Genomic DNA, 14,448 nt, shown 5'->3' with positions numbered 1-14,448 from the left:
CAGCTGCTACAGATCGCATTAGCGCTTGACTGGCTGGCGTTACCCTCTACCGGGACCCTTTTTCATTTGCCACGACTAGTTCAGTTGCAACGTCGAATTGAACTGGCTGATCGCATCCACCACATGCCGCGAACCCTGCTGGATTTCCAGGATCACCTCCCCCGCCTCGTTCGCCAACTCAACCCCGAGCCCGGTACGGCTCAGACTCGATTGCATGCTCGACACCGCGCTCAGCGACAAGTCGTGGTTCTTGCGCACCACCTCGACGATCTCCAGCGTCGCCTGACTGGTACGCGCCGCGAGGCTGCGCACTTCATCGGCCACTACCGCAAACCCGCGCCCGTGTTCACCGGCCCGAGCCGCTTCAATTGCCGCGTTGAGCGCCAGCAGGTTGGTCTGATCGGCAATGCCGCGGATGGTCTGCACGATGGTGCCGATGATGTCGGACTGTTTGCTCACGGCGTCGATGCTCAGTGCCGCCTCGTTCAAGTCCCGGGAAATGTCCTGGATGATCTGCACCGTCTGCTGCACCACCTCGGACCCCTTGCGCGCACAGACGTCGTTTTGCACCGAAGTGCTGTGGGCCGATTCTGCGGCGGTTTGCAGGGTGGTCATCTGGTGGGTGATGTCGCTGGCGAACTTGACCACTTTGTACAACCGCCCCTTGGCGTCGAACAACGGGTTGTAGGACGCCTCCAGGAATATCGTCTGACCCTGCTTGTTCCTGCGTTCGAAACGATGGGAGTGATATTCGCCGCGATTGAGCGAAGCCCAGAAATTCCGGTACCCCTGGGACTCGGCTTCGGCACGGTGGCAGAACAGACTGTGATGCTGCCCTACCACTTCGTTTAGCGAATACTGCATGGTTTTCAGGAAGTTCTCGTTGGCGCTGATGACCTTGCCTTCGGGCGTGAATTCGATCACGGCCATTGAGCGGCCGATCGCGGCGAGCCTGCTTTCGTTTTCGTGTTCCCTGTTGACCCGGGCAGTGATATCGGTGGCCACCTTGATCACACTTCTCACCTGACGGTCGGGGCCCAGCACCGGCATGTAACTGGCTTCGAGCCAGATCTCCCGGCCACTTTTGTGCAAGCGCAAAAAGGTCCCGCTCAGCGGCTCGCCCTGCGCCAGGTCACGCCACAACTTGGTGTACTCGTCGCTGCGGTAATACTGTTCTTCACAAAAGACCCGGTGATGCTTGCCGCGCACTTCGTCGGCGCTGTAGCCCATGGCATTGCAAAAGTTTTCGTTGGCATCGATGACGATGCCGTCGGGGGTGAATTCAATCATCGCCATCGAACGACTGATCGCCGCCAACTTGGCGTTAGCCTCAGTCAGCGCACAGCTGAAGCGTTCGATTTCCAGCAGGTCAGCCTTGTGATGTAGGTTGAACATTGTTGTATCACCTTCAGCGCGGTTTTTTGATTGATGAAAGTTGCAGGTCTTTCACATCCACCACTACGTTCCATGGAACAGGCACACGCATCCCTCCAAAAAGAAGGACTCGTCAGGTGATAAATGATGATCAATCGGAGGGTCCTAAATTGGCACTCTCATCAAGACATCCTTCTCTTGATAGCCCGCATGCGGGCCAGCCCTAACAGATTCGAATCAAAGTCCATTTAGCGCACGGCTCCCTGTCATCAAGTGTCGGCGCCTTCGATTGCGCACTCTTTCGCCAATACATCGACCGCCCCATCACGGTCGACATAGTTAGTTACAGCTGATCATAGACAGCCACCTTGGGTTTGCAAGGCCATTAGTATGCCATCATCGAGGACAAAATCGATTCAGCGACCGACGGTGAAAGCGGCGTTGGCTGCCGAATTGGCGTAAGACTTCAAATCGCATCGCGAGCAAGCTCGCTCCCACAGGGGATCTCTGCTGACCACGGGTTGTGTGGGCACAACAGATCCAATGTGGGAGCGAGCTTGCTCGCGATGGCTACCTTCCAGGCACCACAAAACTACAAGCTGGCACTCACCCTGGAGGCCACCTCCCCCGGCACCCAGCCCTTCCACACCTGCGGTTGCTCACGCAAAAACGCTTCGGCGACTTCCCGGGGTTTTTGCCGTTTTTCGCTCATCTGGCCCAAGGTCTGGTTCAGCAAATCAATCGGCAAATCAACTTTTTCGAAGAACGTCACCAGCTCCGGATATTGCACCTTGAACGGTGCCGACACGCCGATAGCCAGGCTGGCAGGCATCGAGCGCGTGCCTTTGGGGTTCGGGTTGTTGGCGTCGGCCAAGGTTTTCCAGGCTTCGGCGTCGAACGGCGGCTCGTCGAGTTTCACCAGTTTGAAGCGCCCCAGCAGCGGCGTCGGCGACCAGTAGTAGAACAGCACCGGTTTGCCACGGCGGATCGACGACGCCACCTCTGCATCCAGCGCCGCGCCGGAACCGGTGCGGAAATTGACGAAGCTTTCGGTCAGGTCGTAGGCCTTGAGTTTCTGGCTGTTGACGATCTCCGAGGTCCAGCCGGTCGGGCTGTTGAGGAAGCGTCCGCGGCTCGGGTCTTCAGGGTCGCGGAACACGTCCTTGTATTTCGCCAGGTCAGCAACGGATTTCAGTTCCGGAGCCAAGGGCTTGATGCCGCGCTCGGGGTTACCCTTGATCACGTACTCCGGCACCCACCAACCCTCGGTGGCGCCTTTGACCGTATCGCCGAGGCCGAATACCTTGCCCTCGGCGGCAGCCTTGACCCAGGCCGGGCTGCGTCCGGCCCACTCTTCACCGATGACCTGGATATCGTTTTTGGCCAGCGCCGCTTCCAGGCTGACGGTGCTGCCCGGCAGCGTGTCGGTCGGGTAGCCGTAACCTTTTTCAACGATCAGGCGCAGGATCTCGGTGATGAGGCTGCCGCTTTCCCAAGTGATGTCGCCAAAATGGATAGGCGCCGCTTTTTCCGTGGCCGATGCCGGGTGGGACAACAGGCTCAGGGCTAGCAGCGAACTGCCGAGCAGGGTTTTGATCGATCTCATGCGGACCTCTTGTTCTGGAGGGGACGGTTCAGGGATTGGTTGGCGCTGTGCCGGTCGCACAGGGCCTGGGAACGGGCCATGTAGTCGCTGACTGAACGCAGGGAGATGCCCAGCGCAGCGGCAATTTGCGGATAAGTCAGGCCGTCGATCCGCGACAGCAGGAAGGTCGAGCGAACTTTGCCTGGCAGCCGCCGAAGACTGAGATCCACACGGGTCAGGGTCTGGGACAACTGCGCCAGTGCCTCCGGCGATTGGGCGTGGATCGGCTCGGCCTGTTGCAGTTGCTGAAGGTACTGGCGCTCCAGGTCACCCCGACGCCAACGCTGATAGAGCAGGCGCCGGGCGATGGTGGTGAGCAAGGCACGGGGTTCACGGATTGCCGTCAGGCCTGGGGCCTGGAGCAGTTGCACGAAGGTTTCGCCGGCAATGTCTTCGACAGTGGAGGCATCGTTCAGGGACTGACGCAGGCGTGTGCAGAGCCAGTGGTAGTGGGCGCGGAACAATCCGTCCACGTATTTGCGATGAAGAATATCGGCGCCGGACATAGGGGCTCCTGGGTTAGGGGTCGCTGAATGTCCGGTGGTCCGGTGAGGCGAATCCTAGCAAGGAGCCTTATTCATTAATAATACTTAAAACTTATTTTTATATTCCTATCAAGAATTAAAGATCACTTGCGCCTGACAGTCCGTCATCGCGGGCAAGCCCGCTCCCACAGGGTTTCGGTGTACATGTGGGAGCGTGGCTTGCCCGCGAAAAATGGACCTGTCGACCCAACATTTGCGCCCTATCGCAAATCTCCATACCCCAGCATCTCGGCCTCACGCTGGTAGTCGAGCACAACCTGATAATCGCTTTCGTTGGCGGGCAGTACCTCTGGCAAACCGAGGGTTTCGGCAACCTCCGGCAGTTCGCGCAACGCCAGGTTCATCACCCGCAGGAGCTCTTCAGCCTGCTCATCGCTGACCGTCGCGGCGGTAATGAACGGTAAGGCAGGACTGGGCGCACTGCGGGCAATCAGCCGCAAAGCGGCCACCTCCTCTGCGGCATGGCGCGCCAGATAGGCAAAGGTCACGCTATCGATGGCCGCCAGATCAGCAAGGCCTTCGCGCAGCCAGCGCAGGCTTTCGCGATGGCTACCGCTGATTCCGACCTGCGCAAAAAACTGCCCGTCACGTTGCAACGGCGCCAACCGATGGCGCAGCAAATTCATGCCGCTGTTGGAGTCCTGACCATTGATCACCCCTCGGCTGTGGCGAAAATCCGCCAAGGTCTGTCGCCGATCATCGACGCGGCCCAGGATCAGGCTGCAGTGATCGCCGCCACTGCTGTCCGGCAGCTCGTAACGCGGCCGCCCCAGCACCCGAACCTTGCCGCGCAAGGCTGTCATCAGCGGATAACCGCAGGTTTGGGTGAGCAGCAAATGCGGCGACAACCACATATCCATCAGTGACAGGCCTTCGGCATCGCCGCGGGTTTCGCCCAGATACTCGAGGATTCGCGCCAGCCAGCGTTCGTTGGCCTGGTGGATGGGTTCGGGGGCGGTGTACATCAGCAGTTCGGCGATGTGTTGGGTCATCGAAGTGTTCCAGAGCAGCGTGAATCCAATGTGGGAGCGGGCTTGCTCGCGAATGCGGTGTGTCATTCAACATTGATGTTGGCAGAGACGACGCATTCGCGAGCAAGTCGAATCGTCGCACCGCCGCTCCCACAGGGTTTGGAGGTGATCTATGCATCAGTGAAACGGATGCCTCGGGCTGTCGATGGCCTTCACTCCATGTTCACGCCACAGCTGCCCATAACCCTGCACCAGGAATCCACCACTGCGCGCCAGCCATTGCTCGCGGCGGGCCCGATAGGCGCGGGGCAAGTCGTACCAGGGCAGCCCCGGCAAATCGTGGTGCACCAAATGCAGATTGAGGTTGAGGAACAGCCAGCGCCACGGCCAGGCCGCTTCATTGAGCACGGTGCGCTGCTCCGGCGCCGCGTGAGGTCGATGTTCATAGTAGGAGCGAATCATCGCAATCGACAGCGCCGGTACGCTGACCAGCAACAGGTAATGCCACACCGGCAACACGCTGTAGCGCGCGATGAACAGCAGCATCATCAGGGTCAAGGCGCCATGGCTGAGCCACATCAACCAGGCCTGGCGCTCGCCGCTTTTCAGGCGTTGCAGTTCTTCCCGGGCCAGCGTCAGCAAGGCGAATGGCGCACCGAGCAGAAAGCGCCCGAGTACGGTTTTGTTCAACCAGTGCAGGCTTTGTTCGAACAACGAACTGCCCTGCCACTGCTCGGTATTCAGGTAACGGCTTTCCGGATCGCGACCGGGGATGGTCAGGTCCTCATCGCGGTGATGCAGCAAATGGCTGTCGCGATACAAGGTGTAGGGATACCAGACGGCAAACGGTGCGTAGCCGAGGGTTTTGTTCAACAGCGGCCAGCGGGTCGGATGACCGTGCAGCAGTTCGTGCTGCACCGACAGCCACACCACCACCACGGGAATCAGCAACAACGTGCTCAACCACAGGCCCAATGAATCACTGGCCAGAACAAGGGCGAACCACGCGCTGTACACGCCAATCAACAGCAACCAGGTCGGCCACTCGGTGCGGGCGGTGACGCGCTGGCGCAGGGTTTCGATTTCTTCTCGGTGGGCGGCATCGAAATAATGAGGCATGGCATTGCTCGGATCGGGGACCAATCCTCTTCTGTGCAACAACGCCCGGATTTCTTGCAGATTATTTTCAATGTGATCGCTCCCGCATTGCGCGGGAGCGATCGGTCAGCGCAGGCTCAATGCCCGAACACATTGAGCTTTTTGGCTTTCTTGTCGGCGCGCTTTTCGATAGCGGTTTTCGCCGGCTTTTTCTTGTCTGCTTTCTTTGAATCCATACCTTTGGACATGATGCGTACTCCTCTCATGGGGATGTGAGATCAGGTATACACCTATCCCGGCGCGCGTGTTCTTTTATAATCACCCGCTTGCACACCGACAGTCCGAGACCATGCCCGACACCCAATACGCCCTGCTCGACGAGCCGTTATGGCCGTTGATGAACAAGTTCTATCGCGCTCACCAATCGTCGATGAAAGCCGTGCGCGACGCGCAGCTGTGGGTGGCCCGGCGCGACCAGATTGTTGCCGCGCTATGTTTGCGCCCGGTGTCCGGCGGGCATTGGCTGACCGGTTTGCTGGTCGATCCGGGGTGTCGCGAACAAGGGATTGCCGCCGGGTTGATCGCGGCCGCGGTGAAGGAGTGCGAACTGCCGGTGTGGTTGTTCTGTCATCCGGACTTGCGAGGGTTTTATGAGCGACGCGGGTTTACGTTCGATCCGCCGATGCCTTACGCGATGGTTGAACGGTTGAGCCGTTATGCCCGCAGCAAGCCGATGATTGCGATGGGGCTGGAGCCTGCTCAAGCCTGATGAGGATCGAATGTGGGAGCGGCGGTGGCTTTAGTCGTCGGCGTTGGGATCCAGATCCGGGAACATCACCTCGGTGAAGCCGAACTTGCTGAAGTCGGTAATGCGCGACGGGTACAAGCGGCCGATCAGGTGATCGCACTCATGCTGTACCACCCGTGCGTGAAACCCCGAAGCCATGCGTACGATGGGCTCGCCCTTGGGGTCGACGCCTTCGTAGCGAATCTGCTGGTAACGCTGCACCGCGCCACGCAGGCCAGGCACGGACAAACAGCCTTCGAAGCCCTCTTCCAGGATCGGGCTCAGCGGCGTAATCAACGGGTTGATCAGGATCGTCTGCGGCACAGCCTCGGCATCCGGATAACGCTCGCTGTGCTCGAAGCCGAAGATCACCAATTGCAGGTCGACGCCGATCTGCGGAGCGGCCAGGCCAACGCCCCCCACGCTTTCCATGGTCTGGAACATGTCATCGATCAGTTGCCACAGCTCGGGGCTGTCGAACATCTCGGCCGGCACGGGCGGGGCAATGCGCAGCAGGCGCTCATCGCCCATTTTCAGAATTTCACGAATCATGATCAGGTTTCATCAATGGTCGGTTTGTGTGAGTGATCGCGGCCCAACCCCGACACGTGGTGCTTTTCCTCATGGACGGGACCATGCTCGCCAGCCACTTTTTCACCAGGGTCCTTGCCCTCTCGTGACATGTGCTCGATCACGGCATTCATTTCCGCGCCCAGCAGCAGCACCGCGGCGGAAATGTAGAAGTACAGCAACAGCACGATGATCGCACCGATACTGCCATACATGGCGTTGTAGTTGGCGAACTCCTTGACGTACAAACCGAAGCCCAGGGAGGCGATGATCCACACGACCACCGCCAGCACCGAGCCTGGGGTGATGAAGCGAAACTCCTGTTTGACGTCGGGCATGACGTAGTAGATCAACGCCACCGCGACCATCATCAGAATCACGATCACCGGCCAGCGCGCGATGGTCCAGAGGGTGACGATAAAGTACTCAAGGCCGACTTGCGCAGCGATCCACTCCATCACCTGCGGCCCGAGCACCATCAGTGCCGCGGCGATCAGCAGCATGCCGGCAATGCCAACGGTGTAGATGATCGACAACGGAAAGCGTTTCCACAATGGGCGCCCTTCTACCACGTCGTAGGCGGCGTTCATCGCGCTCATCATCAGCCGCACGCCGGCGGAGGCGGTATACAGCGCAATAACGATACCCACTGACAGCAGCCCCCCCTTGGACTGCTGAAGCTGGTCGATCACCGGGTTCACCTGTTCCAGCGCCTGGGGCGGCAATACGAGTTCCGATTGCAGGCGCAGCCAGGAGAAGAAGTCGGGCAGATGCAGGAAGCCGATCAGGGCAATCAGGAACAGGATGAACGGAAACAGCGAAAACAGCATTTGATAGGCCAGCGCCGAGGCATAGGTCGACATCTCGTCGGCGATGAACTCGGTGACCGTGCGCATCATCACACGGTGCAGGGGCAAGCCTCTCATGTCCGGAAAAATCATTCGCGTCTCCATTCGCCGCATACGGATTTGGGTTGAAGTCGTGGCGACTCAGGGGCTGTTTTCTTTCATCAAGGTAGCCCAGTTGGCGACTTTGAAACAAATTCAGAGTGCAAGTTCAGGCTGACACAAAAACGGCCATCTGAAGATGGCCGCATCTTCTTTTCATTAAAGACATTTCAATTCAGGAAAGCCGATACACAAGGTTGACCGAGGGCTTTTGCAGGGTGTTTCATTTATTTCACCACGACATTTCATCGTTCAGTGCAGGTTGCGCTTTATGTTTGCGGGCCAACCCCTGAGAATGCGCAACACATTCAGGCCATGGCGCTGAAGATCCAATCCCGTAGGAACGTTATGAAACTCGATAAAAAGCAGGCCATTGCCCGCAGAAACCAGGAACTCGGCGGTGCTGTGCTTGGCGTCAACAACTGCCACTTCGCCGAACTGAACCGTAACCGCAACATCTGGTGGTTCGACCTCCCGGTGACGCGCCTTGCAATCGGTCAGTACGAGTGGATTCACCTGCTGATGCACACGCCGGCCACCGATGAGTTGTTGCACCTGAAAGTGCCGACTGTGTTCCTGCGCGAGAAGCTCGAAGGCCTGGTGGTGCGCAATGAAGGCAAGCGCAAGGCGGCATTGAGCCTGGAACTGAGCGCCGACAAGGACTCCTTCCTGCAGGACATGCGTCCGGCGGGCACCAACGTCAACTTCGCGCCGTTTCGCCAATAAAAGCAAAAGCTTCGTCGGAACGCCGCCCGGAGCAAGCCCGCTCCCACATTTGATCGCATTCCTCCTGGAGGAACCCGGTTAAATGTGGGAGCGGGCTTGCTCGCGAAAGCGGTCTGACAGGCACCACCGAGCATTTAGACAAACAAAAAAAAGCCCCGCATCTGCGGGGCTTTTTGCTGATTACGCGGTGGCTTTCTTCGCGTTGATCTTCTTCAACTCTTCATCGCGCAATTCACGACGCAGGATCTTGCCGACGTTGGTGGTCGGCAATGCATCGCGGAACTCCACGGAGCGCGGGACCTTGTAGCCGGTGACGTTGGCGCGCATATGCTCCATCACCTGTTCCTTGGTCAGGGTCACGCCCGGCTTGGCGACGATGAAAATCTTGATCGCCTCGCCCGACTTCTCGTCCGGCACACCGATGGCCGCGCATTGCAGCACGCCCGGCAGGGTAGCCAGCACGTCTTCGAGTTCGTTCGGGTACACGTTGAAACCGGAGACCAGGATCATGTCTTTCTTGCGATCGACAATGCGCATGTAGCCATCTGGCTGGATCAGCGCGATATCACCGGTCTTCAACCAGCCTTCGCTGTCGAGGATTTCATCCGTGGCTTCCTGGCGCTGCCAGTAACCCTTCATGACCTGCGGGCCCTTCACGCACAGTTCGCCGATTTCGCCCATCGGTTGTTCGACACCGGCATCGTTGATGACTTTGCACAGGGTCGACGGCACCGGAATGCCGATGGTGCCGACCTGGATGTTCTGGATCGGGTTGACCGTGGCCACCGGGCTGGTTTCGGTCATGCCGTAGCCCTCGCAGATGGCGCAACCGGTGACTGCCTTCCAGCGTTCGGCCGCGGCCAGTTGCAGGGCCATGCCGCCCGACAAGGTGACTTTCAGCGCGGAGAAGTCCAGCTTGCGGAAGCCTTCGTTGTTGCACAGGGCCACGAACAGTGTGTTCAAACCGACGAAGCCGCTGAACTTCCACTTCGACAGTTCCTTGACCATCGCCGGCAGGTCACGCGGGTTGCTGATCAGGATGTTGTGGTTGCCGATCAGCATCATCGCCATGCAATGAAAGGTGAAGGCATAGATGTGGTACAGCGGCAGCGGGGTGATCAGGATCTCGCAACCTTCATTAAGGTTGGAACCCATCAGCGCCTTGCACTGCAGCATGTTCGCCACCAGGTTGCGGTGGGTCAGCATCGCGCCCTTGGCCACGCCTGTGGTGCCACCGGTGTATTGCAGTACCGCGACATCGCCGCTGGCCGGACTGGCTTCCGCCACTGGCTGGCCCATGCCTTTGCTCAGCACTTCATTGAACTTGACGGCTTTTGGCAAGTGATAGGCCGGCACCATCTTCTTCACGTACTTGATGACGCTGTTGATCAGCAGACGCTTGAGCGGCGGCAGCAGGTCGGCGACTTCGGTGACGATCACGTGCTTGACGCCGGTTTTCGGTACCACGGTTTCCGCCAGGTGCGCCATGTTGGCCAGGCAGACCAGGGCCTTGGCACCGGAGTCGTTGAATTGGTGTTCCATTTCCCGCGCTGTGTAGAGCGGGTTGGTGTTGACCACGATCAGCCCGGCGCGGATTGCACCGAAGACGGCTACCGGGTACTGCAACACGTTGGGCAGTTGCACGGCGATTCGATCGCCCGGCTGCAAATCGGTATGCTGTTGCAGGTAAGCGGCAAACGCACCGGACAATTCGTACAGTTCACCGTAGGTGAGTGTCTTGCCCAGGTTGCTGAATGCCGGCTTGTTGGCGAAGCGTTGGCAGGATTGCTTCAACACTGCCTGAATATTCGGATACTCGTCTGGATTGATGTCGGCAGCAATTCCAGCTGGGTACTTATCCTTCCAAAAGTCTTCGATCATGGAAGCCCACTCCTCAGCAACGCGAATTCAGCACCGCATTTGATGCGATTATTATTGGTGTTTGGCCATTGGTGAATCTGGCTGATAGAAGGCCGAGAAGTCACAAAGCGCGCCGAGAGTAGCAGCTTTGCCAAGGGTCGACTAGAGCCAAAAACGGCCTCTACGGTCACAATTGTGACTCAAGACTTGCAAGCAGTCATTTTAGAGCAAAAAACCTATAACGTCCTGAAAGCCACGGAATTCGGGGTTCTAGCGTACGCCGAAAAGCATCGCGGGCAAGCCCGCTCCCACAAGGTTCGCGTCGTACACAAAGTGTGTGTGCAACAGTGAATCTGTGGGAGCGTGGCTTGCCCGCGAACCGCGCGAAGCGCGGCCATTCACCGATCAGGCAATATCACGCAATTCCCGCCGCAGGATCTTGCCCACCGGCGTCATCGGCAGCGACTCACGCAGCACGATGTGCTTGGGTACTTTGTACGCCGTGAAGTTCTCCTTGCAGTAAGCCTTCAACTCTTCAAGGCTGACGCCCGCTTCACGGGCCACCACGAACAGCTTCACCGCCTCCCCCGACCGCTCGTCGGGCACACCGATGACCGCACAGTTGGCGACGTTCGGGTGAGCCATCACAACGTCTTCGATCTCGTTCGGGTACACGTTGAAGCCCGAGACAATGATCATGTCCTTCTTGCGGTCAACGATGCGCACGAAACCGTCCGGGTCGATCACCGCAATGTCACCGGACTTGAACCAGCCCTCGGCATCCAGCACCTCGGCCGTGGCCTCGGGTTTCTGCCAGTAGCCCTTCATGATTTGCGGGCCCTTGATGCACAACTCGCCGCGCTCGCCCAAAGGTTGCTCGACGCCGTCGTCGCTGATGACTTTCAGCGTGGTACCCGGCACCGGCAAGCCGACCGTGCCGATCCGCGACTGGTCGCCATAGGGGTTGGTGCAGGCCACCGGCGAAGTTTCGGTCAGGCCGTAACCTTCGGTGATGCGACAACCGGTCAGTTGCTCCCAACGCTCGGCGGTGGCCTTGACCAGCGCAGTGCCGCCGGAGTTGGTGAGCTTGAGGCTGGAGAAGTCCAGGGTCTTGAAGTCCGGGTGATCCATCAGCGCGACGAACAGCGTGTTGAGCCCCAGCAGCGCCGAGAACCGCCAGTTCTTCAACTCCTTGATGAAGCCGGCGATGTCCCGTGGATTGGTGATCAGCACGTTGTGGTTGCCCGTCACCATCATGCACATGCAATTCGCGGTGAAGGCATAGATGTGGTACAGCGGCAGCGGCGCGATCATCACCTCCTGGCCCTCGCGCAACAACGGCTGGCCGTCACTTCCATGCTGACTGAGACAAGCCCGCGCTTGCTGCATGTTCGCCACCAGGTTGCCGTGGGTCAGCATCGCGCCCTTGGCCAGGCCCGTGGTGCCGCCGGTGTATTGCAGTACGGCGATGTCGTCGAGGCCGACCTTCAGCGGCTTGATACCCAGGCCACAGCCCATGCGCAGTGCGCTCTTGAAGGAAACGGCCTGGGGCAAGGAATAGTCCGGGACCATCTTCTTGACCTTGCTCACCACAGTGTTGACCAGCCACCCCTTGGCGGTGGGCATCAGGTCGCCCATCTTCGCTTCGATCAGGTACTGGATATCGGTGTCGGGGAGTACTTCCTGGACTTTCTGGCCGAACATGTTCAGGTACACCAGCGCCCGGGCACCGGAGTCCTTGAACTGGTGGCGCATTTCCCGCGCGGTGTACAGCGGGTTGGTGTTGACCACGATCAACCCGGCGCGCAAGGCGCCGAACACGGCAATGGGGTAATGCAGGACGTTGGGCATCTGCACCGCGATGCGGTCACCGGGCACCAGGTCGGTGTGGGCTTGCAGGTAGCCGGCGAAGGCAGCGCTCTGGCGCTCCAGTTCGGCGTAAGTCAGGGTCACGCCCATGTTGCTGAACGCAGGGCGGTCAGCAAACTTCTTGCAGGAACGCTCGAACACCTCGATTACCGACTTGTAGGTTCCCAGATCGATGTCCAGGGGTACGCCGGCCGGGCGTTTGTCATTCCAGAAATCAGGTTGCATTGTTCTTGTCCTCTTTACCTGAATCTATCCGGGGCCACTTTTCTGTCACTTTTCAAAAAAAATGCAAAAAGCGGAGCTTCACGGACACTAGCAGTTATGACGTAGCAGGCAAATATGCCCACGGCCGTCATTGACCGTATGAATCTACTCGCCGTGGCGTAGGCTGATCAGACGCCCAGCCAAGGATGCGCTATAAACTGCAACGAGCTGTTTCAGACCAAGCAGCCTCATGCAAAGGAACCGCCATGATCCATGACACTTTCTGGTTGACCACGAGCGACCACAGCCGCCTCTTCGTCAACCAGTGGCTTCCCGACGGCAGCCTCAAGGCAATGATTCTGCTGGCCCACGGCATGGCCGAACACAGCGGCCGCTATGGCCCCCTGGCGCAAAAGCTCTGTGACCAGGGCTATGGCGTGTGCGCGCCGGACCTGCGTGGACATGGCAAAACTGCCGAAAACGGGACACTCGGGCATTTCGCCGATGACGATGGCTGGTGCAAGGTCGTGAGCGACCTGGCCAGCCTCAACCAGCACATCGGCCAGCAGCACCCTGGCATCCCGATCGTGCTGCTTGGTCACAGCATGGGCAGTTATATCGCCCAGGCCTATCTGCTGCACCACAGTGCCAGCCTGCACGGGGCAATCCTCAGCGGCTCGAACTTCCAGCCCGTGGCGCTTTATCGCGCGGCGCGGCAAATCGCCCGCCTCGAACGCTTGCGCCAGGGCCGCAAAGGACGCAGCGCATTAATCGAATGGCTGTCGTTCGGCTCGTTCAACAACAAATTCAAACCGGCACGCACCCCATTCGACTGGCTCAGCCGTGATCCGGCTCAGGTCGATCTGTACGTCAACGACCCGCTCTGCGGTTTCCGTTGCACCAATCAACTGTGGATCGATTTGCTCGGCGGCTTGCAGCAAATCAGCAAAGCGTCCAATCTCGCCCAGATCGACCCGGGCCTGCCGCTGCTGGTGATTGGCGGCGAATGTGATCCGGTGAGCGAAGGCAAACGTCTCAAGAATCTGGCCGACGCGCTGCGAGCGGCCGGCAACCAGCACCTGCAACTGACCGTTTACCCGCAGGCGCGGCACGAACTGTTCAATGAGAGCAACCGCGATGAAATCATCGCCGATGTGCTGAACTGGATCGCACAGGCCTTGAGCGCTCCTCGGCCGCACCGGTCCGAATAGTTTTTTTGTGAATTTTTTAATTCGTCACAGGAATTGAGACAGATGACCCAGGTTACCAACACCCCTTACGAAGCCCTCGAAGTCGGCCAGACCGCCAGTTTCAGCAAGACGGTCGAAGAGCGCGACATCCAGTTGTTCGCTGCGATGTCCGGCGACCACAACCCGGTACACCTGGATGCCGAATACGCCGCCAGCACCATGTTCAAGGAACGTATCGCCCACGGCATGTTCAGCGGCGCGTTGATCAGCGCGGCGGTCGCCTGCGAATTGCCTGGCCCGGGGACCATCTACATCGGCCAGCAAATGAGCTTTCAGAAACCGGTGAAGATCGGCGATACCCTGACCGTGCGCCTGGAGATCCTGGAAAAACTGCCGAAGTTTCGCGTGCGCATCGCCACTCGCGTGTTCAACCAGCGCGATGAACTGGTGGTGGATGGCGAGGCGGAAATCCTTGCGCCACGCAAGCAACAAAGCGTGACCTTGACCACGCTGCCCGCGATCAGCATCGGCTAACCCTCTGTGGCAAGGGGGCTTGCCCCCTCGCCACTGTCCCCGCAGCACCTCAACTACTGCAGTATCTTGCAATTCCTGTTCGCATAAAAAACGCCAGGCTAGTTGGCTAATGCCGATCAGTTAAGCCA

12 protein-coding genes and 2 pseudogenes are annotated in these 14,448 nt (G+C 59.0%); 4 read left to right on the top strand and 10 right to left on the bottom strand.

Translation table 11 applies throughout. From position 1 onward, the window contains the following. Positions 1-75 precede the first annotated feature (75 nt). The 6 genes and pseudogenes from PMI34_RS29830 to PMI34_RS00245 all read right to left on the bottom strand — a co-directional run. Positions 76-483: pseudogene (locus tag PMI34_RS29830) on the bottom strand (methyl-accepting chemotaxis protein); the annotation flags it as partial. A gap of 138 nt (positions 484-621) precedes the next feature. Beyond that, positions 622-1,395 (bottom strand): annotated as a pseudogene (locus tag PMI34_RS29825) (PAS domain-containing protein); the annotation flags it as partial. 571 nt (positions 1,396-1,966) lie between these two features. Next, entirely contained in the window at positions 1,967-2,980 is a 1,014-nt protein-coding gene (locus tag PMI34_RS00230; protein ID WP_008054271.1) for an ABC transporter substrate-binding protein, read from the bottom strand. Then, complete coding sequence (locus tag PMI34_RS00235) at positions 2,977-3,525, bottom strand: sigma-70 family RNA polymerase sigma factor (RefSeq protein WP_008054269.1); 549 nt, start codon at positions 3,523-3,525, stop codon at positions 2,977-2,979. Before PMI34_RS00235 ends, PMI34_RS00230 begins: the two co-directional genes overlap by 4 nt. 239 nt (positions 3,526-3,764) lie before the next feature. Next, on the bottom strand, positions 3,765-4,556 hold the full coding sequence (locus PMI34_RS00240) for a phosphate/phosphite/phosphonate ABC transporter substrate-binding protein (RefSeq protein ID WP_008054268.1): 792 nt from the start codon (positions 4,554-4,556) through the stop codon (positions 3,765-3,767). 156 nt (positions 4,557-4,712) lie between these two features. Beyond that, complete coding sequence (locus tag PMI34_RS00245; RefSeq protein WP_008054267.1) at positions 4,713-5,654, bottom strand: fatty acid desaturase; 942 nt, start codon at positions 5,652-5,654, stop codon at positions 4,713-4,715. A 328-nt stretch (positions 5,655-5,982) separates the two neighbouring features. On the opposite strand from PMI34_RS00245, the gene PMI34_RS00250 reads away from it, so the two are divergent. Then, positions 5,983-6,402 (top strand): GNAT family N-acetyltransferase, encoded by a 420-nt coding sequence (locus PMI34_RS00250; RefSeq protein WP_008054265.1) that lies wholly within the window; start codon positions 5,983-5,985, stop codon positions 6,400-6,402. A gap of 30 nt (positions 6,403-6,432) precedes the next feature. Here PMI34_RS00250 and def read toward each other — a convergent pair whose 3' ends face one another. Next, positions 6,433-6,972: a peptide deformylase gene (gene def / locus PMI34_RS00255; protein WP_008054264.1), complete on the bottom strand. Its 540-nt coding sequence runs from the start codon at positions 6,970-6,972 to the stop codon at positions 6,433-6,435. Positions 6,973-6,974: 2 nt separating this feature from the next. Continuing rightward, positions 6,975-7,931, bottom strand: a complete 957-nt coding sequence (locus PMI34_RS00260; RefSeq protein ID WP_008054263.1) for a YihY/virulence factor BrkB family protein — start codon at positions 7,929-7,931, stop codon at positions 6,975-6,977. Positions 7,932-8,285: 354 nt separating this feature from the next. Between PMI34_RS00260 and PMI34_RS00265 the strand changes: the two genes are divergently transcribed. Next, positions 8,286-8,663, top strand: coding sequence for a hypothetical protein (locus PMI34_RS00265; RefSeq protein ID WP_008054262.1), 378 nt, complete (start codon positions 8,286-8,288; stop codon positions 8,661-8,663). 180 nt (positions 8,664-8,843) lie between these two features. Here the strand turns inward: PMI34_RS00265 and fadD1 are convergent, their stop codons facing one another. Further along, positions 8,844-10,544, bottom strand: coding sequence for a long-chain-fatty-acid--CoA ligase FadD1 (gene fadD1 / locus PMI34_RS00270; protein ID WP_008054261.1), 1,701 nt, complete (start codon positions 10,542-10,544; stop codon positions 8,844-8,846). Between the two features lie 384 nt (positions 10,545-10,928). Then, positions 10,929-12,617, bottom strand: coding sequence for a long-chain-fatty-acid--CoA ligase FadD2 (gene fadD2 / locus PMI34_RS00275; protein ID WP_008054260.1), 1,689 nt, complete (start codon positions 12,615-12,617; stop codon positions 10,929-10,931). 245 nt (positions 12,618-12,862) lie between these two features. On the opposite strand from fadD2, the gene PMI34_RS00280 reads away from it, so the two are divergent. Continuing rightward, entirely contained in the window at positions 12,863-13,807 is a 945-nt protein-coding gene (locus PMI34_RS00280) for an alpha/beta hydrolase (RefSeq protein ID WP_008054258.1), read from the top strand. A gap of 42 nt (positions 13,808-13,849) precedes the next feature. Further along, positions 13,850-14,320: a MaoC family dehydratase gene (locus PMI34_RS00285; RefSeq protein ID WP_007995982.1), complete on the top strand. Its 471-nt coding sequence runs from the start codon at positions 13,850-13,852 to the stop codon at positions 14,318-14,320. Positions 14,321-14,448 lie beyond the last annotated feature (128 nt).

It is taken from the genome of Pseudomonas sp. GM74 (genome assembly GCF_000282455.1).
In the GTDB taxonomy this organism is placed as follows: Bacteria; Pseudomonadota; Gammaproteobacteria; order Pseudomonadales; family Pseudomonadaceae; genus Aquipseudomonas.
The sequence above is the reverse complement of the archived record's forward strand: the minus strand, read 5'-3'. Positions and strand labels throughout refer to the sequence as shown.